This is a genomic window from Falsirhodobacter deserti (assembly GCF_004015795.1).
GTDB lineage: Bacteria > Pseudomonadota > Alphaproteobacteria > Rhodobacterales > Rhodobacteraceae > Falsirhodobacter > Falsirhodobacter deserti.
Genome location: NZ_ML137219.1, coordinates 101,847 through 123,929, shown reverse-complemented (window position 1 = coordinate 123,929; position 22,083 = coordinate 101,847). Strand labels below are relative to the sequence as shown.

Here is a 22,083-nt window from a genome sequence, read left to right as displayed (position 1 = left end):
CGGGGGTGGGTTTGATCTGGCGCAGGCGGGGGCGGTCCATTCGGCACGCCTGCGTCCCGGTCAGGCCCGCGTGCTTCTGGCCGCACTGGTTGCCAATAGGCGGACAACGGACGGGGAGGCGCTGTTCGCCCGCCCCTGATCAAGCCCCCCAGACGGCAAGGATCAGCGGCACGCCCACAACCACGACCAGCACGGACAGCGGCGCACCAAGGCGGGCATAGTCGCTGAAGCGATACCCGCCCGGCCCCATCACCAGCGTGTTGCACTGATGCCCGATGGGCGTCAGGAAATCGCACCCCGCCCCGACGGCGATGGCCATCAGGAACGCGTCGGGGCGATAGCCGAGCTGCGCCGCAAAACCCGCGGCAACGGGGGCCATCACCAGAACCGTGGCGGCATTGTTCAGGAACGGCGTCACGGCCATCGCCGCTACCATGATCAGCGCCAGCGCCTGCCAGACCGGAAGCCCCTCGGCCGTTTGCGAAAGCCACGTCGCGATCAGTTCCGTCCCGCCCGTGGTCTGCAACGCCCCGCTGACGGGGATCAGGCAGCCCAGCATCACGATGATGGGCCATTCCACGGCGTCATACGCCTCTTGCAGGCTGATGGCGCCGGTCATCATGATCAGGGCGGCGGCGGCAAAGAAGGCCACCGCAACGGGAACGATCCCTGCCGCCGTCAGGGCCATCGCCGCGATCAGGATCGCCAAGGGCAGCAAGGCCTTGTGCACGCTGCCCAGCCGGATCGTGCGTTCGGCCAGCGGCAGCAGCCCGAGCAGCCGCAGCCTTTCGGCCACCACGGCCGACGGCGCCTGAAGCAGCAGCACATCGCCCGCCGCAAGATCGGTATCCTTCAGCCGGTTGCGCATCCGGTGGCCGGCGCGGGAAATCGCGATCAGGTTGACCCCGTGCTGGCCGTGCAGCAGCATCCGCCCCGCGCTTTGCCCCACCACGGGGGATGAAGGCGTGACCACCGCCTCGATCATCACCATCGGCTGTTTCGGCGTGCCTTCGGGCAACGGCTTCTGGCGCGCCAGTTCAAGGCCCGAGCCGGAGATCGCGCGCTCCAGCTCGTCCGGTTCGCCCCGCAGCAACAGGGTATCGCCTTCATGGATCAGGTTGTCGGGCAGGGTGACGGGGCGGCGCACCCCGTCGCGGATGATGCCCGTCACCGCCAGCCCCCCTTCGACCGAGCCGAGGAAATCGCCCACAGAACTGCCCGCCAGCCTGGATCCTTCGGGAACCGTCGCCTCGGTGTTGTAATCCTTGATGCCGACGGCCTCGCTCATGGATGGGGCGCCGCCACGGTCGCGCGGCAAAAGGCGGTAACCGAAGGTCAGGAACACCAGCCCCACCGCCGCCAGCCCAAGCCCCACCGGCGCGAAGTCGAACATCGAAAACGGCTCGCCCGTGATCTGTTCGCGCACGCGCGACACGATGATGTTGGGCGACGTGCCGACCAGCGTGATCAGCCCCCCGAGCAGAGAGCCGAACGACATCGGCATCAGGAACACCGAGGGAGAGGAGCCAGACCGCTTCGCCATCTTCAGCGCCCCCGGCATCAGCATGGCCAGCGCGCCGATATTCTTGATCAGCGCCGCCATCACGGTGACGGTGCCAACCAGCACCATCAGCTGCCAGCGCAATCGGGTGACGCGCCGGCCCAGCCAGCGCAGCGCGGTTTCCACAACGCCAGAACGGGCAACGGCAGCGCTGACGATCAGCGCGCTGGCCACGATGATGACGATGTCGTCGCTGAAGCCGGTGAACGCCTCCTCGGGTTTGACGGTGCCCGCAAGGATGGAGGCAAGCAGCGCCAGCATCGCCACAAGATCATACCGAAGCCGCCCCCATATAAAGAGGAGCATCATCGCGCCAAGGATCGAAAAGGAAAGGATCTGCGGCTGCGTCATGGGCGGTCCATGAAATGAACTTGCCGGATCAACGCGGTACCGCCTGTCCTGCACGGAAAACACAAAGAATCCTGCGCTTCATCGGACCCTCCCCCTGACAGCGGTTGAACCCGCAATGGGCCCGAATGTTCCGTCAGAACATCTGCCAGATCAGCCGCAGCGCCATCGCGGTGGAGGTGACAACCAGCAGCGGCCGGATCACCCGCGCGCCGATCCGCATCGCCAGCCGCGATCCCATGCGCGCCCCCACGACCGCCGCCGCCCCCATTACCAGCCCGACCGACCAAAGCGGCGTTCCGATCACCGCGAAAACCAGCAGGCTGCCAAGGTTGGACGAAAAGTTCAGCAGCTTGGTGTGCGCCGTCGCCTTCAGGATCCCGAACCCCGCCAGCATCACGAAGCCAAGCATGTAGAACGACCCCGCCCCCGGCCCGATCAGCCCGTCATAACACGCCACCAGCGGCACGAAGAACACGGCCAGCGGCGAGGCGCTGCGCACGCGGTCCGCATCCGAAAGCCCCGGCTTCAGCGCAAAGAACAGCGCGATGGCGATCAGCACGACGGGCAGGATCATCTCCAGCAGGCCGGTCGGGATGCGGCCCGCCACCATCGCGCCGGCCCCGCCCGCAAGCAGTGCCACCAGCGCCGCGCGTCCCTGCTTGCGCAGGTCCACATGTCCCGCGCGGGCATAGCTGATGGCCGCCGTGGCCGATCCGAACACGCCCTGCGCCTTGTTGGTTGAAAGCGCCGTTACCGGGTCCATCCCGCCGATCAGCAGCGCCGGCAGCGTGATCAGCCCGCCACCCCCCGCGATCGCGTCGATGAAGCCGCCCAGAAATGCCGCGGCAACCAGAAAGACCACCACCTCGACCGAAAGGTCCCACATGCCGCATCCCCCTGCCCTGCGCCTGCTTCCTTACGACGCAGCATCAAGGGAAGATCAAGGGCAATTCAGGAGGCGGGGCGCAACGTGATCTCGGTAATCTCGGACGGGCGGCCAAGGCGCATGGTGAAGCCCATCCACAGCCCCGTGCCGTTGCTGGTGTAAAGCGCCATGCCGTCCACATCGTAAAGCCCCGAAACGAAGCCGTTGTTGAACCGCGCGACGATCCGATCCAGCCCAAGGATCATGCCCCCATGCGTGTGGCCCGACAGTTGCAGATCCGCCCCGCCCGCCGCATTGGCCGCCGCGCCGCGCGGCTGGTGATCCAGCAGGATGACGGGCGCATCGGGCGCCCCCGCCAGTGCCTGTTGCAGATCGGGCGCGGGCAGGCCCATCCGCAGCGCGGTCCAGTCCGTCACACCGGCCAGCACCAGTTCGGCGTTTCCGCGGCGGATCACCTCGTGGCTGTTGGCCAGCACGGTCAGGCCAAGCTGGCGGAAACGGTCCATCCAGCCTTCATACCCGAAATAGTATTCGTGGTTGCCGGTCACCATGAAAACCCCGTCCGCCGCTCGCAGATCGGCAAGCGGGCCGATGTCGCGGGCCCGCTCGCCGGTGGATCCGTCGATCAGATCGCCGGTGATCGCAACAAGATCGGCCTCAAGCGCATTCGTCCGCTCCACCACGCCGCGCGCCCAGCTTTCGCTGAAGATGCGGCTCAGGTGCAGGTCGGTCAGTTGCACAATGCGGAAGCCGTCAAACTCGGGCGGCAGGCCCCGAACCGCAATCTCCATCCGCCGCACATCGGGAACGCGGATCGCCTCCCACACGCCGAGGCCGGCCAGCAAGAGCGCCGCCGCTGCCGCCGCCTGCCGCAGCCCCCCCGCCACCGGCACCCACCGGCGCCGAAGCAGCGCGGCCAGCAGCGCCGCGATGTCCAGCACAAGCTGGAACGCGAAGGACAGGATGATGGCCCCGAACAGCCAGTTCACCGCGATCATCATCAGCCGCGGCGCGTCGGGGGCGAACATCGTGCCGTAAAGCAGCTTGCTGGCAAGGTGATGCTGCGAAACCAGAAGCACCACCAACCCCAGCAGGATCCTCGCCCCGCGCGGCCAGCGCAAAGGAACGACGACACGAAGGATGACGTAAACGGCGACGGTGGCGGTGATAAGGTGGAACAATGACATGCCTGCTAAGATGATGCTCGTGCAGCGTTAGACCACAGCACAAGGGAACCTTGAACATGCTATGCGCTTTCCCATCCGGGCGAAGAAGGAGATGCGGATGCAGTGGCGCGGCAGGCGGGGAAGCCGGAACATCGAGGATCGCCGGTCATCGGGCGGCGGCCGCGGCATCGCGGTGGGCGGCGGCAGCGCGGGGCTGCTGGCGATCGTGGTGATCGGCTATTTCCTTGGCGTGGACCTGACGCCCCTGCTGAACGGCCAGTCCATCCAGCAAGGCGGAGGAGAGATCACGCAGGCCGACGAAGAGGCGGCCGAGTTTGTTTCCGTGACCCTTGCCGATACCGAAGAGGTGTGGGCAGGCATCTTCGACACCCAGCTGAACACCGCCTATCGGCCGGTGACGCTGGTGCTTTACAAGGGCGTGACGCAATCGCCCTGCGGCGGGGCCAGCGGCGCAACCGGCCCTTTCTACTGCCCCGGCGACAAGAAGGTCTATCTCGACACCGCGTTCTTCGTGACGATGGAACGCCAGCTGGGCGCCGCGGGCGATTTCGCGTCAGCCTACGTGGTCGCGCATGAGGTGGGCCATTACGTGCAGGACGAACTGGGAATCCTTTCGGCCGCGAACGAGGTGCGCGCCCGCAGCAGCGAGGCCGACAGCAACGCCATCTCGGTCAGGATCGAACTTCAGGCCGATTGCTTTTCCGGCATCTGGGCCCGCCATGCCGAACAGCGGTTCGGCTCCCTCGAATCCGGCGACCTGGAAGAGGCCGTGAACGCCGCCCGCCAGATCGGGGATGACACGCTTCAGCGCAATGCGGGCCGTGTGCCTTCGCCGCACACCTTCACGCATGGCACGGCGGAACAACGCTCGCGCTGGTTCCGGACAGGGTACCGGACGGGCCGGGTGGACAGCTGCGACACGTTCTCGGCGCAGCGGCTTTGACCGGTCAACCGCGGTAGGTTGGCAGCGCAAGCCCCTTCAGGATGGCCAGCGCGCGCAGCGTGAAGCCAAGAACCCCCGCGATTATCGCCGCCAGCATCAGCGGCAGGCCAAGGGCGGTCAGCGCAACGAAGCTGCCTGCCGAAACCGCGGCGGCCGTCACGTAAATCTCGGGGCGGATCAGGATCGACGGCACGCCGGCAAGGGTGTCACGCGCGATCCCGCCCATGCAGGCCGTCACGATCCCCATCACCGCCGAAGGCAGCGGCGGGATGCCATAGGCCAGCGCCTTGGCCGAACCATAGACACTGTAGGCCGCAAGGCCCACCGCATCGAACCAGTCCACCGCCCGTTCGGGCCAAAGGTTGCGCGGCGTGAACCACACGGCCCAGGCCATGATCAGGCAGGTGGAAATCCAGACCGGATCATGCATCCAGAACACCGGCGCCCCGATCAGCAGATCGCGCAGCGTTCCGCCCCCGATCCCCGTGATCGCGGCGAAAAACGTGAAGGTAACGATCGTCTGCCCCGCCCGCGCCGCCGCCAGCGCGCCCGAAATGGCGAAAACCGCGATCCCCGCCACGTCCAGCAAGGGCAGCGCCGAGGCAGTCAGCGTGTTGATATCATCGGGCAAAGCCATCGGAATCTCCTTCACCGCATCCAGTGCGGCAATCTACCTGCCGCCGCGTCGGGTGGCGATGACCAAAACGGTGGCGGTTGCGGGGTGCAGGGCGGGCAGCTACGCTGCGGCAGACCAAAAGGAAAGGGAGCATCATGAACGAAGGCGACCGGCAGGCGATCACCATCCTTTTCAACAAGCTTGCAATGGTGGAACGGCAGGGGCCGCAGCGCGATGACGGGGCCGAGGCGTATATCCGCAGCGCCATCGCCCAGCAGCCCGCAGCGCCCTATTACCTTGCGCAAACAGTGATCGTTCAGGAAAAGGCGCTGGAGGCCGCCCAGAAACGGATCGAGGAGCTGGAGGCCAAAAGCAGCCCGCAGAAAACCGACAGATTCCTGTCGCGCTTTCTGGGCGGGCCATCCGTGCCCAACGTTTCGCGGCGTTCGCCCCGGCCTGCCGCGGCACAGGGGGGCGGCTTTCTGGCCGGCGCGGCGCAAACGGCCATGGGCGTGGCGGGCGGCGTGCTTCTGGGCAACATGATCGGCGGCATGTTCGCCGGTGACGCCGCCGCCAGCACCCCCGAGGACGAGGAACCGCTGACCGACGAATCCGCCGATCAGGACGACGGGTTCGATGATGGTGGCTTTGAAGAATAAGCCGCCCGTTCAGCCCCGACGCGCGGGATGATCGCCGCCCCAGATGCGGGGGGCGTCGCGCGCCAGAAGCCGCGCCTCGGCCGCGGCCAGCCGGTCAAGGGCGTGGCGCGGGCACGGCCTTTCGGCCATGGCCGCCTGCCAGATGCGCAGGGCGCTTTGCGCGCTCCATGGCAGGGCGGCGAAGGCGAGCCATTGGCGAAGCTCCTCCGGCAGGCGATCATAGCGCGCCATCGCATCGCCCCGCCCCCGGCGGCGAAGCGAGGTGCGGATGTTGCGGCGCATGGATCAGGCCACCCGCCGACGGCCCCATTCAGGAAAGGGATCAGGAAGGCCTGCCCAGTCCTGCGGCGTGAACCCGGCTGCCTGAACCAGCGCATCATCCAGCGCGGCGGTGATCGCGTCCTTGTCCATGCCCGTGCCGATGAAGACCAGTTCCTGCCGCCTGTCGCCCCACGGATCCTGCCAGACAGCGCCGATTTCGGCCAGCGCCTCGGGATGGGTCGGCCACCGATCTTGCGGAACGCTCGCCCACCACCCGCCAAGCGGCGTGACAGAGGAGATGGCACCTGCAAGGCTGAACTCCACCGCCCAGTTGGGGCGGGTTGCGATCCACATGTGGCCCTTGGCGCGGATCACCCCCGCCAGATCGCCGTTCAGCACCGCATGAAGCCTTGCCGGATGGAACGGCCGCCGCGCACGATACACGAAAGAGGAGATGCCGTATTCCTCGGTCTCGGGCAGGTGGTTGGCAAAGCCGTAAAGCTCTTTCGCCCAAAGCGGGTGCTGGTGGGCAAGGTCGAAATCGAACAGGCCCGTATCGAAGATCTTCGAGGTATCGACGCGCGAAAAGTCGGTTTCGATCAGCCGCGCATCGGGGTTGAGAGCGCGGATGATCTTGCGCGCCTGATCCAGCCGCAGGGGTCCGGCCTCGGTCACCTTGTTCAGCACGATCACGTCGGCAAATTCGATCTGGTCGGTCAGCAGGTTCACCAGCGTTCGATCATCCTGTTCGCCCAAAGCCTCCCCCCGATCGGCGATGAAGTCGTGGCTGGAAAAATCGCGCGTCAGGTTGGCGGCATCGACCACCGTCACCATCGTGTCCAGCCGCGCGACATCGGAAAGGCTGGTGCCGTCGGCATCGCGGAAATCGAAGGTGGCGGCAACGGGAAGCGGTTCGGCAATGCCGGTGGATTCGATCAGCAGATAGTCGAACCGCCCCTCGGCGGCCAGGCGGCGCACCTCCACCAGCAGATCGTCGCGCAGGGTGCAGCAGATGCAGCCGTTCGTCATCTCCACCAGCTTTTCCTCGGACCGCGAAAGGCTGGCCCCGTCGCGCACCAGATCGGCGTCGATGTTCACCTCGGACATGTCATTGACGATCACGGCGACGCGCCGGCCGTCACGGTTGTTCAGCACATGGTTCAGCAGCGTCGTCTTTCCCGCGCCCAGAAAGCCGGAAAGAACGGTGACGGGAAGCCTGCGATCGGACATGGAAGCATCCTTTACGTTACGATATAACGTAACGTTCCTACGGCAGGCGAGGGCAGAGTGCAAGCGGGCGGACCATTGGCCCGCCCGTGATGGGGTTCAGCAGCTTGCGGCGAAGGCCCGCGCTTCTTGCGGCGCTGCGCCAAGCAGCCTGTCGCCTGCAAGAATGGCGTCCCAGTCGCGGTCCGGCACCTCTCGTCGCACCAGATCGACCAGATCGACACCGTCGCGGATCGCTTCCTGCGACAAGGCCTTCACCTTTGCCTGCGCCTCGGCCCGGTCCATGGTTTCTGCCAGCGCAAAACTGATCGCTTCGGCAAAGATGGTGCCGCAGCCGGCCTTCAGCCCCTGCTGCATGGCCGCGGGATCGGGGCGCAGGCGCTGCGCCACATCGACCGCCAGCGCCAGCGCACGCCCCGTGGCGCTGCAAAGGGCGGGCAAGGTCAGCCATTCGGTGAACCATGCCGCACCGTCGCGCTGCTGCGCGTGGATCATCGCGCCGTCCATCACGCCTGCCAGCGCCGCCACCTGCCGCGCCAGTGCCACCAGCACCGAAGGTGCAACGGGGTTCTGTTTCTGCGGCATGGTGGAGGACCCCCCTGCCCCGTCAACCAGCACCTCGGCGATGCCGGTCTGGGCGGACAGGATCAGGTCCTGACCCATCTTGCCAAGCGTTCCCGTGACCGCCGCCATCCAGCCCGCCAGATCCGCCATCACGCTGCGGTCGGTATGCCAGCTGTGCCCCGGATCGCGAAGATCCAGCGCTTGGGCCAGCGCGGCCCGCACCTCGGGCCCGCGCCCCTCCATCGCGGAAAGGGTGCCCGCCGCACCGGAAAGCGAAACGGCCAGATCCGCGCGCAGCGCCGCCAGCCTTTCGCGGTGGCGCTGCAGCGGGCGGCCCCATTGCGCGACAACCGCGCCAAAACTGGTGGGCGTGGCCGCCTGACCATAGGTGCGCGCAGCCATCGGCAGATCGGCATGCCGATCCGCCAGAACTCCAAGCGACCCGATCAGCGCATCCAGGCGCCCGGCCCAAAGATCCATCATCCGCCGCAACCGCAGCGCAAGCGCGGTATCCATGATGTCCTGGCTGGTTGCGCCCCAATGAAGATATTGCGCATGATCCGGCGCCTCCATCGCCTTGCGGAAGGCAGCCACCAGCGCGGGCACCGGAACGCCATTGGTGGCCGTGGCCGCCGAAAGCCCCGCCGGATCGATCTGCACCTCGCGCGAGGCGCGGTCGATGAACGTGCCCGCATCGGCCGGGATCACGCCAAGCTGGCCCTGAACGCGGGCCAGCGCGCCTTCCACCAGAAGCATGGCGCGGATCTCGGCGCTGTCGGACAGAAGGCGCGCGGTTTCGTCATCGCCGAAAAGGCCGCGATAAAGCGCGCTGTCTGCGGGATGTGCGGGCATCGCCCCTCCTTACATGTCGAAGAACACGGTTTCGTCCGGCCCCTGAAGGATCACATCGAAGCGATAGGCGGAAGGCCCCGTCTTCTTCGCCAGCAGCGTGGAAACGCGGTCCCGATGTTCGATCCGTCCAAGAACGGGACAGGCGGCGTTCGCCTCCTCCTCGTCCTCGAAGCAGATGCGGGTTTGCAGGCCAAGGTTGATGCCGCGCGCCACGACCCACAGCGCGATATGCGGCGTCATCATCCGCCCGTCGGGGGCGGGAACGCGGCCGGGCTTGACCGTGCGCAGCACCCATTCGCCGGTTTCGAAATCGGCCACGATGCGCGCCCAGCCCGAAACGTTGGGATCGGCCTGCCCGCGCGGATCGTTGCCCGGAAAGATGCCGTCCGCGTCGGCCTGCCAACTTTCCATCAGCGCATCGCGCAGGATCATCCCCGCCCCGTCACGCACGGTGCCGGTGATGGTGATCACCTCTCCCTTCGCGCCGTCATTGATGGGGGAGGCCCCGAGATCGTGCGGATAGATGCCGGTGATGCCCAACAGGTTCGGCACCAGCCCGATGTGAACGTAAGGTCCGGCCGTCTGCGACGGGGTTTCCTTCAGGTGATAAAGCGGCTGCATCACATCCCCTCCATGCGGTTTTCGAAGACGGACTGGCGGCGGCCCCGCAGCACCACGTCGAACTTGTAGGCAAGGCAGTCCATCGGGATCGCGCGGTTCATGTCCAGCGGCGCCACCAGCGATTCCACCGCCTTCTGCTGGCCGATGGTGCCCACGATCGGGCAGCGGGCGATCAGCGGATCCCCCTCGAAATACAGCTGCGTGATCAGCCGCTGCCCGAAGCCGGACCCGAAGACCGACATGTGGATATGCATCGGCCGCCAGTCGTTCACGCGGTTCGGCCATGGATAGGCGCCGGGGCGCACGGTCAGGAATTCATAGCTGCCGTCTTCCGCCGTGATGGTGCGCCCGCATCCGCCGAAATTTGGGTCCAGCGGCGCAAGATAGCCGTCCTTCTTGTGGCGATAGCGGCCACCGGCATTGGCCTGCCACACCTCCACCAGCACGCCGGGAACGGGGCGGCCCATCTCGTCCAGCACGCGGCCATGCACGATGATCCGTTCACCGATGGCAGGCTGGCCGGTGAAGTTCAGGATCAGGTTGTTGTCCAACTCCCCCAGCATGTTGTGGCCGAAGGCGGGCCCCGTCTGTTCCGACAGGGTGGAGGGCATGGAGATCAGCGCCCGCGACGGCGCCCGCGTGACCGAGGTCTTGTAGCCGGGGGTATAGGCCTGCGGATGCCAGTCGCGGTCGCGGTGGATCAGCGGGTGGCGGGCATCATCGGCGGGCCGGCCCGGATGCGGGTGCGGGTGATCCCCCGCCGCGTTGCCGATATGCGGCTTGATCTGGGTATCCTGGGTCATCCTTCGGCCTCCATCTCGGCAAGGGTTTCCTTGGCGATCTTGATCGCGTGATTGGCGCGCGGAACGCCGGCATAGATGGCGACGTGCAGCAGCGCCTCCGTGATGTCCTCGGCGCTGGCGCCGGTGTTGCGCGTGGCGCGCACATGCATGGCAAGTTCGTGATCGTTCCCAAGGCCCGCCAGCAACGCGATGGTCAGCATCGACCGTTCGCGCAGGCTGATCGTGTCGCGCGACCACACATGCGCCCAAGCGGCATCGGTGATCAGGGTCTGAAAGGGCAGGTCGAAGTCGGTTTTCGCAGCCTCGGCGCGGTCCACATGGGCATCGCCCAGCACGCGGCGGCGGGTGGTCATGCCGGTTTCGGTCAGCTCAGACATGGAAGATCCTTTGCAGGAAGGGGGTCAGGATATCGGCCATGGCGCGCGGGGCTTCCACGGGTGGCAGGTGGCCGGTATCGGGGATCATGTGAAACGACGCGCCCTCGATCAGCGCCGCCGTCGCCTCCACCACCGCGGGCGGAGAGGCACCATCAGCACTGCCGCCGATCACGATCGTGGGCAGGCGCAACGCGCGGGTGCTGGCCGTCAGATCCGCCGCGGCCAGCGCGCGGCATGCGGCGACATAGCCATCGGGGTCCGTCCGTTCCATCATCCGCTGCCACAGGGCGCGTTCGGGGCGGTCAAGGAAAGCCGGGGCGAACCAACGTTCCATCACGGCGGGCGCGATGGCGGCCATGCCGTTTTCGCGAACAGCCGTGATCCGCGCCTGCCAGCTTTCGGCGGTGCCAAGCTTCGCCGCCGTGTTCGACAGGACCAGCCCGCGCAGAAGGTCGGGACGCGTGGCAGCCACCTGCTGCGCGATCAGCCCGCCGATCGACAGGCCGACCAGAACCACCGGCCCGCGCGCCGCATGTTCGATCAGCGCGGCCACATCCTGCGCCAGCCCTTCGATCCCGTCATCAGGGCCGGCATCCGACAGCCCGTGCCCGCGCTTGTCATACCGGATCAGCCGCAGGCCCGCCGGAAGCAAGGGCAGCAACGCATCCCAAAGACGCAGATCGGTGCCAAGCGAATTGGCGAAAACCACCGCCGGACCATCTTCGGGGCCGCTGGCGGCATAGTGCATCACACCCCACGGGCGCATCAGTGCTTGCATCACGTCCTCCTCTGTCCATAATCTTGCACATCGAAAGGGCCGCGCCTAATGCAAAATGAAGCCCTTTCCATAACGAGGCCGCTATGCATCCCGCCATCAAGCTGCGCCATGTCCGCAGTTTTCTTGCCATCGCGGCGGAAGGCAACCTGTCTGCCGTTGCCCGCGAACAGGGGCTGACCCAGCCCGCCCTGTCCCGCACCCTGGCCGAGCTTGAGACGCTGCTGGGCGCGCAGCTTTTCCTGCGGCAGGGGCGCCGCCTGATCCTGACCGAGGCGGGACTTTCGTTCCGCCGTCATGCCGCCGAAGCGGTTCAGATACTGGAGGCGGGGGCCGCCGCGCTGCATCCCGGTGCCGCCCGTGCGGGCCTGCGGGTGGGCGTTCTGCCGACGGTGGCCACACGGCTGTTTCCCGCGCTGGCCCTTGCCTTCCGGCAGGCGCGGCCGGAAACGGTGCTGTCGCTCATCTCCGGCTCTCATGATTACCTGCTGCGGCATCTGCGCGAAGGGCGGATCGACCTGATGATCGGCCGGATGCCCGGCGCGGCGGAAATCGCGGGCCTGTCCTTCACCCATCTTTACGACGAGGAGGTGGTGCTGGCCCTGCGCCCCGGCCATCCCCTTGCCGGCCATCCCGCCATTGATCTGCTGACGCGGGTGCCGCTGATCCTGCCGCCCGAAGGCGCGATCATCCGGCGGGGGGTGGAGGACTGGATCGCCTCGCAGGGGTTCGGGCGCATCCGTCCGGCCTTTGAAACCGTCTCGCTCGCGATCGGGCGGGGGCTGGTGCTGGCCTCGGATGCGGCATGGCTGATTTCGGCAGGTGTGATCCATGCCGAGGTTGCGCGGGGCGACATGATCGCCCTGCGTCTTGGCGCCGGATTCCTGTCCGGCCCCGTGGGCATCACGCAGGGCGAAGACGCGGACGTGGCGCAGGACAGCCTTGTCCGCCTTGCGCGGGGGCTGGTCTAGACCCGCTCCACCGCGATGGCGATGCCCTGCCCCACGCCGATGCACATCATCGCAAGGCCCTTCTGCCCCGGCTTCAGGTCCAGCGCGGTGCTGCCCGTGATCCGTGCGCCCGACATGCCAAGCGGGTGGCCAAGCGCGATGGCCCCGCCATTGGGGTTCACACGTGCATCGTCATCGGCGATGCCCAGATCGCGCAGCGTGGCAAGGCCCTGCGCGGCAAACGCCTCGTTCAGCTCGATCACGTCGAATGCGGCCTGCGTCAGCCCCAGCCGCGCCATCAGCTTCTTTGCGGCAGGTGCGGGGCCGAACCCCATGATGCGCGGGGCAACGCCCGCCGCCGCCCCGCCAAGGATGCGGGCGATAGGGGTCAGGCCGTGCTTCTTTGCTGCCTCGGCACTGGCGATGATCAGCGCCGCCGCACCGTCATTCACGCCCGAGGCGTTGCCCGCCGTGACCGATCCGTTCGCAAACAGCGGACGCAGCTTCGCCAGTGCCTCGGCCGAGGTTTGGCGCGGATGTTCGTCCCGCGTCACCACCACCGGATCGCCCTTGCGCTGCGGAATGGTCACAGGCGTGATTTCCTGCGCCAGACGGCCGTTTTCCTGCGCCGCCGCAGCCTTTTGCTGCGAGGCGAGGGCCATCGCGTCCTGATCCTCGCGGCTGACGCCGAAATCGTCCGCCACGTTCTGGCCGGTTTGCGGCATGGAATCCACGCCGTATTGCGCCTTCATCGCCGGGTTCACGAAGCGCCAGCCGATGGTCGTGTCAAAGATCTCGGCGTTGCGGGAAAAGGCGGTTTCGGCCTTGGGCATCACGAAGGGCGCGCGCGACATGCTTTCCACGCCGCCCGCGATCAGCAGGTCGGCCTCGCCGGCGCGGATGGCCCGCGCCGCCATCAACACCGCATCCATCCCCGATCCGCAAAGACGGTTGATGGTGGTGCCCGTCACCTCCACCGGCAGGCCCGCCAGAAGCGAGGACATGCGCGCCACGTTGCGGTTATCCTCGCCCGCCTGGTTGGCGCAGCCGAAGATCACATCCTCCACCGCGGCCCAGTCGGTGCCGGGATTGCGTTCCATCAGGGCCTTCAGGGGGATCGCGCCCAGATCATCGGCGCGAACGGTGGCAAGCGCGCCCCCGAACCGCCCGATGGGCGTGCGGATATAATCGCAGATATAGGCTTCGGTCATCTCAAAGCTCCGGCACGGAAAGATCGGCCACGTCGCCTTCGGTGTGAAGGGTCGCGCCGGTCTGGGATTGCAGTTCGTCCAAGCTCATCCCCGCCAGCTTTTCGCGCAGGATGAAGCGGCCACCGGCGATGTCCACCACGGCAAGGCTGGTATAGATGCGGGTCACGCAGCCGACGCCGGTCAGCGGGAAGGTGCAGGCCTCCACCAGCTTGGGCTGGCCATCCTTGGTCACGTGATCTGTGATGACGCAGACCTGCTTTGCCCCGTGCACCAGATCCATCGCGCCGCCCACGGCGGGAACGCCCTTCGATCCCACGCGCCAGTTGGCCAGATCGCCGTTCTGCGCGATCTGGTAGGCGCCAAGGATCGCGACATCCAGATGCCCGCCCCGCACCATGGCAAAGCTGTCGGCATGGTGGAAGAAGCTTGCCCCCGGCTTCAGCGTCACGGCGCGCTTGCCGGCGTTGATCAGGTCCCAGTCCTCCTGCCCGGCGGGCGGGGCCTCGCCGAAGTTGAGAAGGCCGTTTTCGGTGTGATAGATGACCGTGCGGCCTTCAACGCTGTATCGGGCCACCATTTCGGGCGCGCCGATGCCAAGGTTCACGTAAGCGCCGTCCTGAATGTCCTGCGCGGCACGCCAGGCCATCTGTGCGTTGTTCAGTTTCATCAATGCACCGCCCCCTCGCGGATCAGGGCCTCTTCCTGTTGCGGGTTCGTCACCTGCACCACGTGATCGACGAAGATGCCGGGGGTGATGACCTGTTCGGGATCGATCCCGCCCGGTTCAAGCAGTTCGGAAACCTGCACGATGGTGGTGGCGGCGGCCATGCACATCAGCGGGCTGAAGTTGCGCGCGGCAAGGCGATAGGTCAGGTTGCCCATCGTATCGCCCTTGTGCGCCTTGATCAGCGCCACATCGGCCTTCAGCCAGCGTTCCTGCACATAGGGTTTGCCGTCGAATTCCGCGACCGGCTTTCCTTCGGCAAGTTCCGTGCCATAGGAGGTGGGGGTATAGAAGGCCGGAATGCCCGCCCCGCCCGCGCGGATGCGTTCGGCCAGCGTTCCCTGCGGCACCAATTCCAGCGCGACGCGGCCCTCCAGATACGCCTCGGTGAAGGCGCGCGGATCAGACGATCGCGGGAAGGAACAGACCATCTTGGCGACCATTCCCGCATCGATCATCGCGGCGATGCCGATGCGCCCGTTGCCTGCGTTGTTGTTCACAACGGTCAGGTTCTTCGGGCTGCCGGTTTCGCGGAACCGGTCGATCAGCGCGTGGATCAGCTCGATCGGGGCGCCGGAACCGCCGAAGCCGCCGATCATCACCACCGCGCCATCGGGAACGGCTTTCACCGCCTCGGCCAAGGACGGGACTGTTTTGTCCATGCTCTCCTCCTTCATTCTTTGGCGAAGGTAGGCAGGACGGCGGTCGACCTCAACGTTCTTGTGCGATATGCTTACTTTGTTCGTTATTCGCACAAATCGGGGTGGAAATGGAAAAGCGTGACACGATGGGTGGCCTTGCCAAGGGCCTGCGCGTGATCGAGGCGTTCACCGCCGACCGCCCCCGCCTGACAATCACCGAGGCCGCCGAGCGGGCGGATCTGGACCGTGCCACCGCCCGCCGCTGCCTGCTGACGCTGGCCGATCTGGGCTACGCCCGTTATGACGGGAAATACTTCACGCTGACCCCGCATGTGCTGCGCCTTGGCACCGCCTGCCTTGCCACGATGCCGCTTCCGGGGGTGGTGCAGCCGTGGCTGGACAGGCTGTCGGACCAGCTTGGCGAAAGCACTTCGGTGTCCATTCTTGATCGGGGGGAAATCGTGTATGTCGCCCGCGCCGCGCAGCGCAAGGTGATGTCGATCGCGCTGATGCCGGGCAGCCGCCTGCCTGCCTTCTGCACATCCATGGGGCGCGTGCTGCTGGCCGCCCTCCCCGAGGACGAGGCCCGCGCCCGCCTTGGCCCGATGGCCCCGCGCACCCCGCACACGCTGACCGATCCCGAAGCCGTCATGGCCCGTATTGCGCAGGCCCGCGCCGACGGGTACGCCCTGATCGATCAGGAGGTGGAGGTGGGCCTGCGATCCATTGCCGTTCCGCTTCTGGATGCGCGGGGGCGCGTGGTGGCGGCCATGAACCTTGGCCTGCCCGCCACGCAAGCCCGCCCCGAGGATCTGGCCGACCGCTATCTTGCCCCGCTGCGCCTGATCCGGGACGAATTGCGCAAGGTGCTGACCTAACAGGCCGCTGAAGAAGTCGCCGGGGCGGAACGGTTTTCTTCGGATGGGCCCGGCTGCATCGAGCTTCCGGCCTATCGGGGCGAAGGGTGTGCGCGGCTGATACCGCTTTTGGCTTCATGCGGTCAGCAATCGGGGCAGCCGTGCAAGGTTGTTGGCCGCCATCGTCAAAACGAAGCGGGAGCGCACTCGTTCGACGCCGCGATAAACAGTCTGAGCCATGCCGCCGACCGTCTTGGCCCACCCGAACGCCTCCTCGATCCGCTTCCGATGCTTGAGGGACAGGGCATAACCCTTGTGCCGGGTGGTTCGCCTATCAATCGCTGAACAACGCGATTTCTGCGCGACATGCGGTGTCACGCAGGCCTGTCGCAGATCAGCGACAAACGTGGCGGCGTCATATCCCTTGTCCGCCCCAAGGGTCAGCCTGCGGGTCGATCCGGGAGAGTGGCGATGCACCATGTCGAGCGCGGCACGCCGTTCGGCTCGGCCGTCCGCTTCGGTCAGATCGCCCTGCACGATCAGGCCCGAGCGGTTCTCCATCAGAGCATGGCCGATGAAGCACAGTATCGCCCCGGTGCCGGGCGATTTCTTGTAGAGGCGGGCGTCCGGATCGGTGGTCGAGGCATGGGTGGCGTTCGAACGCTTCTCGCCCCGGAAGTTGATCTCAGCGTTGCGGTGCTGGCGGGTGGGGCGGGGCATCGCGTCTGTCCCTGTCTGGACCTGTTCAGGTTGGTCGGCGGCGGTCGTGGCTGGTGAAGGCGGGTCGCTCGGTCCCTCGTCATCAGGCCGGGAGATGTCCGGCTTGAGCTGGAAGCTCTTCATCGAGGCCCAGGCCTTGACCAGCGTGCCGTCAACCGAAAAATGTTCGTCCGACAGAAGCGGCGCGACCTCCCGGTGCGCCAGGATCGCGGCCATCACCTTGCGCGACATCTCGGTCGTCAGCAGCCGGTCGCGGTTCTTCGTGAACACCGTCGGAACCCAGATCTGGTCGTCGATGCCGAGCCCCACGAACCACCGGAACAGCAGGTTATACTGCATCTGCTCCATCAGCTGCCGTTCAGAGCGGACCGAGAACAGGATCTGGAGCAGGCAGGCCCTGATCAGCCGCTCCGGTGCGATCGAGGGGCGACCGAAATCGGTATAGAGCGCTGCGAACTCGGCATCCAGGCTGGCCAGCGCCTCGTTCACCACCTGCCTGATCTTGCGCAGCGGATGCCGTGCCGGAATGCGCGCATCGAGATCAACATAGCTGAACAGCGACCCGCTCGTGTCGTCAGTGCCGCGCATCATCACCCCCGCCTTGGTCCCCCGACGGTGAATCATGTTCCTCGGAGAAGGCCAAGGATCGACTTCTTCAGCGGCCTGCTAAAGCACCCGAAGCCGGTCGCGATAGGCTTGCGGCGTTTCCTTGCACTGCCGCCGGAACGCGCGCGAAAAATAGGCCGGATCGTCGAAACCCAGCATCTGCCCCACCTCGCCCACGCCGGCGCGGGTATAGGCTAGAAGGCGGCGCGCCTCCTGGAACACCTGCCGGTCGATATACTGCGAAGCGTTGAGGCCGGTTTCCGCCCGCGCCACGCGCGACAGGTGCGTGGGTGTCATGCCAAGGGCGCGGGCGTAATCGGCCACGGCCCAGCGGTCACGCAGATGGGCGTGAACCAGCGCATCGAAGGCGGCCATGCGGCGGGCATAGGGATGGTCGCGGGTGTCCTCCCCCTCCAGCTGCCGCGCGACATTGACGCCCAGTTGCGTGGCCAGCCCCCGAAGCGCCGCGATGCGCCCGAAACGGCGGGAACGGTGTTCATCCGCCAGCCCCTGCACGATCTGCACCAGATCGTCGGATGCGGGAACGGCGCCCGTCTGCGCCAGCCGGTCGCCAAGGGCGCTGGCTCCGAACAGCTCGGCGAACTCTGCCACCGGAAGGGTGATCACGAAGCCTTCGGTGCCGCGGGCAAAGCGGAAGCCATGGGCCGCGCGCCGCGGAATGCTGACCAGCGCGGGCAGCGCGAGGGCCTGCACCGCGCCATCCACCGTCATCTGCGCCCGCCCGGCCACCAGCAGGAAGAACTGGTGCAGATCGGCATGGCGGTGCACCCCGATCTGCCAGTCATGCCCCGCCGCGCGGTCCAGGATGGTTTCGCAATGCAGGATATCGGGAAAGGCCTGATGCTCGCCGTAAAGATCGAATGTCGGGATCTGCTCCATGTTCGATTTGTACCAACGTTTGGCACCTTCGTCCATGTTCCCCGCGCCCCGCCCCTGCAATCCTGAGCGCCGAGGAGAAAAGGAGGACTATCATGCGGACGCAGGTTGCCATCATCGGCGGCGGGCCATCGGGCCTGCTTCTTTCGCAGCTTCTGAACCGCGCGGGCATTGCGACGGTCGTGCTGGAACGGACCAGCCGCGAACATGTGCTGTCGCGCATCCGTGCGGGCGTGCTGGAAGAGGGCACCGTGCGGATGCTGCACGAGGCCGGCTGCGGCGAACGGATGATGCGCGAAGGACATCCCCATCACGGCTGCTATCTTTCCACCACCGAGGGGCGGTTCCGCGTCGATTTCGCCCAATCCTGCGGCAAGGAGGTGATGGTTTACGGCCAGACCGAGGTGACGCATGATCTTTACGACGCGCAGGACGCCATCGGCGCCACCATCCTGCACGAGGTGTCGGACGTTGCCCTGCACGATCTGGACAGCGACCACCCACACGTCACCTTCACCAAGGACGGGCGGGCGCAGCGGCTGGATTGCGACTGGATCGCGGGCTGCGACGGGTTCCACGGCGTCAGCCGCAAGTCGATCCCCCAATCCGTCCGGCAGGAGTTCGAGCGTGTTTATCCCTTCGGCTGGCTGGGCATCCTGTCCCATACCAAGCCGGCGGCGGATGAGCTGATCTATGCCAACCATCCGCTCGGCTTCGCCCTTGCCTCGATGCGGAATGACCGGCTGTCACGCTATTACATCCAGGTGCCGCTGACCGACAAGGTGGAGGACTGGTCGGACGAGGCGTTCTGGACCGAGATCCGCCGCCGCCTGCCCGCCGATGTGGCCGGAACGATGGAAACCGGCCCCTCGATCGAGAAATCGATCGCGCCCCTGCGCAGCTTCGTGACCGAGCCGATGCGGTGGGGCCGGTTGTTCCTTGTGGGCGACGCCGCCCATATCGTGCCGCCCACGGGGGCCAAGGGGCTGAACCTTGCCGTATCCGATGTGCATTACCTTTACGAGGCGCTGGTGGAGGCCGCCGCTGGCAGCATGTCGGGGGTAGAGGCTTATTCCGGGCGGGCGCTGACGCGCGTTTGGGGCGCGATGCGGTTCAGCTGGTGGATGACGTCGATCCTGCACCGCTTTCCCGATCAAAGCGCTTTCGATCAGAAGGTGCAGGAGGCAGAGCTGCACGTTCTGCGCGACATGCCCTCGGCCCGCGAGACGATGGCGCGCAACTATGTCGGGCAGCCATTCTGACGAAAGCGCCCGTGCCGGTTTTCCGGCACGGGCGATGGTTCAGGACGAACGGGCGGTTGTCACGCTCATCGCAAGGGCGGCGATCATGCCCACGACGGCGAAGACATAAAAGCCCCAAGGGTGGCCGATCCCCATCGATACCAGCGTGCCCCCGATCAAAGGGCCGGCAATGGCCCCCAGACGGCCCACGCCTGCCGACATGCCGATGGCGGTTGCACGCACCGCCGCCGGAAACCGGGAGGCGGTGAAGGCATAAACCAGCACCTGCGCCGAAAAGACGAAGCAGCCGGTCAGGAACACCACGGGGTAAAGCAGCCCCACCGGCATCTTCCACGACAGCAGCGCCAGAAGCACGGCGCCCGCCGCAAACCAGATGATCGCCGCCGTCCGCAGGCCGATCCGGTCACCCACCTGGCCTGCAACCAGCAGGCCGCAGATGGCGCCGGCATTCAGCAGCAGCAGCAGCCACAGCCCGCGTTCCAGCCCGTAATCGGCAGCCACCATCAGCGCCGGCAGCCAGCTGTTCAGCGCATAGACCAGCAGCAGCCCCATGAAAGAGGTGACCCAGATCGCCAGCGTCGTGCGCAGGAACCCGCCCTCGAACAAGGTCCGGATCGAGGCTTTGGGCACATCGGCCGCAGGTTCGGCCAGCGTGATGCCATGCGCGCGCGCCACGGCCTCAGCCTCGGCGCGGCGGCCGCTGGCCAGAAGATAGGCGGGGCTTTCGGCCAGATGGCGCAACATCAGCGGCACCACCACAAGGCCCGGCAGCGCACCGGCAAAGAACATGCCGCGCCAGCCGGTCATCGGCAGAAGCACCAGCCCCAGCAGAGCCGTCGCCACCGCGCCCACGTGATAACCCGTCATCACCTGCGTGGAGGCACGGCCCGCCTTGCCGCGCGAAAATTCGGTCACCATGGCGATGGCGGTGGGCAGGCAGCCGCCAAGGCCCACACCGGCCAGAAAGCGGAACAGGCTCAGCTGTGCCGGTGTTTGCGCAAGGCCGCACAGCGCCGTCAGGATGGAAAACGCGGCCACGGCCCAGATCAGCGCGCGGCGGCGGCCGATGCGGTCGGTTGCCGCGCCGATGGACAATGCACCGATGGTCATGCCCACCAGCCCGATGGTGGATGCAAAGGTCGCCTCGGCCGGTGTCATGAACGGGGCAGCGGGGTTGGTCAGCGTCGGGATCAGGGCCCCCAACACCACAAGATCGAACCCGTCAAGAATAACCGCGATCCAGCACAGGGTGATCACCCAGCCCGCGCTTCCGCCTGCGTCTTTGGAATATGTTTGCGTCACGTCGTCTCCCTCTCCGCGCGGGATGACGGGGCCGGCGCCTGTCCCCATGGATCGCGCACCAGGCCTGCCAATTCCCGATCGGCATTCTGTCCGTCCCGACGGGGGACGGCCTCCTCGGCCAGATCGATGACATGCAATCCGGCCATTTGGAAATGCAAAAACGTCCGAAACCCATAACGCCGGTGTTATGGACGGCGGTCAGGCGGGGGCCGGTCCGGTGCTGCCGCGTTCGACCAGCCGCACGGGCAGCACGGTCGCCGCCTCTGGCACCGCGCCCTTCAGGATCGCAAGCAGGGTGCGGGCCGCCGTCGCGCCGATTTCGGCCCTTTCCTGACGGATCGTGGTCAGCCCGGGCGTTGCATGCTCCGCAAGCTCGATATCGTCGAAACCGGCAACCGAGAACTCCAGCGGCACGCGCACGCCGTTGCGCTGCAACTCGGCCATCAGGCCGAAGGCCATGCCGTCACTGTGGCAGAACACGGCGGTGGGCCGGTCCTTCATGGCAAGGATGCGCCGTGCTGCCGCCTGCCCCGACCCCATGGAAAAATCGCCCTCTATCATCCATTCGGCGCGATGCGGCAGGCCCGCCGCCTGCAGCGCATCGGCAAAGCCCGCGCAGCGCGTGATGGTCAGGGGGTTCTCCTCGGGGCCGAAAAGCTGGGCGATGCGCCTGTGGCCAAGCGCGATCAGGTGGCGCGTGGCAAGACCCGCGCCAAGGTGGTTGTCGGCCACCACGCGCGGGGCATCCAGCTGGCCGTTCCATTCGCAGGCCTGAACGAAAGGCGGGCAGGCGGAATGGGAAAAAACCTCGGGGGCAAGGGTGCCGTCCATCACCACAAGCCCGTCCGCCCGCGACCTGTGCGCCAGCGCCGCCATCTGCACGCGCGTGCCCGATGTGCCTGTGGTGTCGGCCACCAGCAGGTTCAGCTTGCGTTCGCGCAGCACCACATTGATGCCGCCAAGGATATCGGTGAAGAACGGGTTTCCAAGGTTCGGCACCAGCGCCAGGATGCTTCCCGTCCGCTGGCGGCGCAGGTTCTGGGCCGAGATGTTAACGGTGTAACCCGTCTCCTCCACCGCTTTCATCACGAGCTTGCGCGTGGTTTCTGAAACAAGGTCGGGCCGCGTTAAGGTGCGGCTAACGGTTGCAGTGGAAACCTTTGCCAGCCGGGCAACGTCCCGGACGCGTGGAGTATTCTTTGTCATGTACCTGCTTCCTCAAGCGCCAAC

General features: G+C 66.6%; 23 protein-coding genes. 5 read left to right on the top strand and 18 right to left on the bottom strand.

Translation table 11 applies throughout. The features are described from left to right. Positions 1-139: 139 nt before the first annotated feature. The 3 genes from JX25_RS12160 to JX25_RS12150 form a co-directional block, all read right to left on the bottom strand. On the bottom strand, positions 140-1,912 hold the full coding sequence (locus JX25_RS12160; protein WP_128255381.1) for an SLC13 family permease: 1,773 nt from the start codon (positions 1,910-1,912) through the stop codon (positions 140-142). A gap of 133 nt (positions 1,913-2,045) precedes the next feature. Then, entirely contained in the window at positions 2,046-2,798 is a 753-nt protein-coding gene (locus tag JX25_RS12155) for a TSUP family transporter (RefSeq protein ID WP_128255380.1), read from the bottom strand. Between the two features lie 65 nt (positions 2,799-2,863). Beyond that, complete coding sequence (locus JX25_RS12150) at positions 2,864-3,979, bottom strand: metallophosphoesterase (RefSeq protein ID WP_128255379.1); 1,116 nt, start codon at positions 3,977-3,979, stop codon at positions 2,864-2,866. Positions 3,980-4,082: 103 nt separating this feature from the next. On the opposite strand from JX25_RS12150, the gene ypfJ reads away from it, so the two are divergent. Then, positions 4,083-4,928 carry a KPN_02809 family neutral zinc metallopeptidase gene (gene ypfJ, locus JX25_RS12145; protein WP_128255378.1) on the top strand — a complete coding sequence of 282 codons (846 nt, stop codon included), beginning with the start codon at positions 4,083-4,085 and terminating at the stop codon, positions 4,926-4,928. 4 nt (positions 4,929-4,932) lie between these two features. Here the strand turns inward: ypfJ and JX25_RS12140 are convergent, their stop codons facing one another. Continuing rightward, positions 4,933-5,565, bottom strand: coding sequence for a trimeric intracellular cation channel family protein (locus JX25_RS12140; protein ID WP_128255377.1), 633 nt, complete (start codon positions 5,563-5,565; stop codon positions 4,933-4,935). A gap of 134 nt (positions 5,566-5,699) precedes the next feature. On the opposite strand from JX25_RS12140, the gene JX25_RS12135 reads away from it, so the two are divergent. Then, positions 5,700-6,203: a DUF2076 domain-containing protein gene (locus tag JX25_RS12135; protein WP_128255376.1), complete on the top strand. Its 504-nt coding sequence runs from the start codon at positions 5,700-5,702 to the stop codon at positions 6,201-6,203. 9 nt (positions 6,204-6,212) lie between these two features. On the opposite strand, the gene JX25_RS12130 is transcribed toward JX25_RS12135, so the two are convergent. The 7 genes from JX25_RS12130 to pcaD all read right to left on the bottom strand — a co-directional run bounded on the left by JX25_RS12130 (position 6,213) and on the right by pcaD (position 11,686). Next, a complete protein-coding gene (locus tag JX25_RS12130; RefSeq protein WP_128255375.1) occupies positions 6,213-6,485 on the bottom strand; it encodes a DUF6525 family protein in 273 nt (90 codons plus the stop codon). A gap of 3 nt (positions 6,486-6,488) precedes the next feature. After that, a complete protein-coding gene (locus JX25_RS12125; protein ID WP_128255374.1) occupies positions 6,489-7,694 on the bottom strand; it encodes a GTP-binding protein in 1,206 nt (401 codons plus the stop codon). 96 nt (positions 7,695-7,790) lie between these two features. After that, positions 7,791-9,107: a class-II fumarase/aspartase family protein gene (locus JX25_RS12120; protein ID WP_128255373.1), complete on the bottom strand. Its 1,317-nt coding sequence runs from the start codon at positions 9,105-9,107 to the stop codon at positions 7,791-7,793. 9 nt (positions 9,108-9,116) lie between these two features. Next, the gene (pcaG, locus tag JX25_RS12115; RefSeq protein ID WP_128255372.1) at positions 9,117-9,728 is read right to left on the bottom strand and encodes a protocatechuate 3,4-dioxygenase subunit alpha; all 612 of its coding nucleotides are present in this window, start codon (positions 9,726-9,728) and stop codon (positions 9,117-9,119) included. Continuing rightward, positions 9,728-10,531, bottom strand: coding sequence for a protocatechuate 3,4-dioxygenase subunit beta (gene pcaH, locus JX25_RS12110; protein ID WP_128255371.1), 804 nt, complete (start codon positions 10,529-10,531; stop codon positions 9,728-9,730). Before pcaH ends, pcaG begins: the two co-directional genes overlap by 1 nt. Next, positions 10,528-10,908, bottom strand: a complete 381-nt coding sequence (gene pcaC, locus JX25_RS12105; protein ID WP_128255370.1) for a 4-carboxymuconolactone decarboxylase — start codon at positions 10,906-10,908, stop codon at positions 10,528-10,530. Before pcaC ends, pcaH begins: the two co-directional genes overlap by 4 nt. Further along, the gene (pcaD, locus tag JX25_RS12100) at positions 10,901-11,686 is read right to left on the bottom strand and encodes a 3-oxoadipate enol-lactonase (protein ID WP_128255369.1); all 786 of its coding nucleotides are present in this window, start codon (positions 11,684-11,686) and stop codon (positions 10,901-10,903) included. The genes pcaC and pcaD overlap by 8 nt, the downstream gene beginning before the upstream one ends. Before the next feature lie 83 nt (positions 11,687-11,769). On the opposite strand from pcaD, the gene JX25_RS12095 reads away from it, so the two are divergent. Next, entirely contained in the window at positions 11,770-12,654 is an 885-nt protein-coding gene (locus JX25_RS12095) for a LysR substrate-binding domain-containing protein (RefSeq protein ID WP_128255368.1), read from the top strand. Here the strand turns inward: JX25_RS12095 and pcaF are convergent. From pcaF to JX25_RS12080, 3 genes are read right to left on the bottom strand one after another with little or no spacing between them, the layout of a single operon-like run. Further along, the gene (gene pcaF, locus JX25_RS12090) at positions 12,651-13,844 is read right to left on the bottom strand and encodes a 3-oxoadipyl-CoA thiolase (protein WP_128255367.1); all 1,194 of its coding nucleotides are present in this window, start codon (positions 13,842-13,844) and stop codon (positions 12,651-12,653) included. The two genes, JX25_RS12095 and pcaF, sit on opposite strands and share 4 nt — an antisense overlap. 1 nt (position 13,845) lies before the next feature. Beyond that, the gene (locus tag JX25_RS12085; RefSeq protein ID WP_128255366.1) at positions 13,846-14,511 is read right to left on the bottom strand and encodes a 3-oxoacid CoA-transferase subunit B; all 666 of its coding nucleotides are present in this window, start codon (positions 14,509-14,511) and stop codon (positions 13,846-13,848) included. After that, positions 14,511-15,230, bottom strand: coding sequence for a 3-oxoacid CoA-transferase subunit A (locus JX25_RS12080; protein ID WP_128255365.1), 720 nt, complete (start codon positions 15,228-15,230; stop codon positions 14,511-14,513). Before JX25_RS12080 ends, JX25_RS12085 begins: the two co-directional genes overlap by 1 nt. Positions 15,231-15,337: 107 nt before the next feature. Between JX25_RS12080 and JX25_RS12075 the strand changes: the two genes are divergently transcribed. After that, the gene (locus JX25_RS12075) at positions 15,338-16,087 is read left to right on the top strand and encodes an IclR family transcriptional regulator domain-containing protein (RefSeq protein WP_128255364.1); all 750 of its coding nucleotides are present in this window, start codon (positions 15,338-15,340) and stop codon (positions 16,085-16,087) included. A 114-nt stretch (positions 16,088-16,201) separates the two neighbouring features. On the opposite strand, the gene JX25_RS12070 is transcribed toward JX25_RS12075, so the two are convergent. After that, entirely contained in the window at positions 16,202-17,374 is a 1,173-nt protein-coding gene (locus JX25_RS12070) for an IS5 family transposase (RefSeq protein WP_128255138.1), read from the bottom strand. A 78-nt stretch (positions 17,375-17,452) separates the two neighbouring features. Next, positions 17,453-18,328, bottom strand: a complete 876-nt coding sequence (locus tag JX25_RS12065) for a helix-turn-helix domain-containing protein (protein WP_128255363.1) — start codon at positions 18,326-18,328, stop codon at positions 17,453-17,455. A gap of 56 nt (positions 18,329-18,384) precedes the next feature. Between JX25_RS12065 and pobA the strand changes: the two genes are divergently transcribed. Then, positions 18,385-19,551 carry a 4-hydroxybenzoate 3-monooxygenase gene (gene pobA / locus JX25_RS12060; RefSeq protein ID WP_128255362.1) on the top strand — a complete coding sequence of 389 codons (1,167 nt, stop codon included), beginning with the start codon at positions 18,385-18,387 and terminating at the stop codon, positions 19,549-19,551. Between the two features lie 39 nt (positions 19,552-19,590). On the opposite strand, the gene JX25_RS12055 is transcribed toward pobA, so the two are convergent. Then, on the bottom strand, positions 19,591-20,853 hold the full coding sequence (locus tag JX25_RS12055; protein ID WP_206611584.1) for an MFS transporter: 1,263 nt from the start codon (positions 20,851-20,853) through the stop codon (positions 19,591-19,593). Between the two features lie 198 nt (positions 20,854-21,051). After that, positions 21,052-22,059 (bottom strand): LacI family DNA-binding transcriptional regulator, encoded by a 1,008-nt coding sequence (locus tag JX25_RS12050; RefSeq protein ID WP_128255360.1) that lies wholly within the window; start codon positions 22,057-22,059, stop codon positions 21,052-21,054. Positions 22,060-22,083 lie beyond the last annotated feature (24 nt).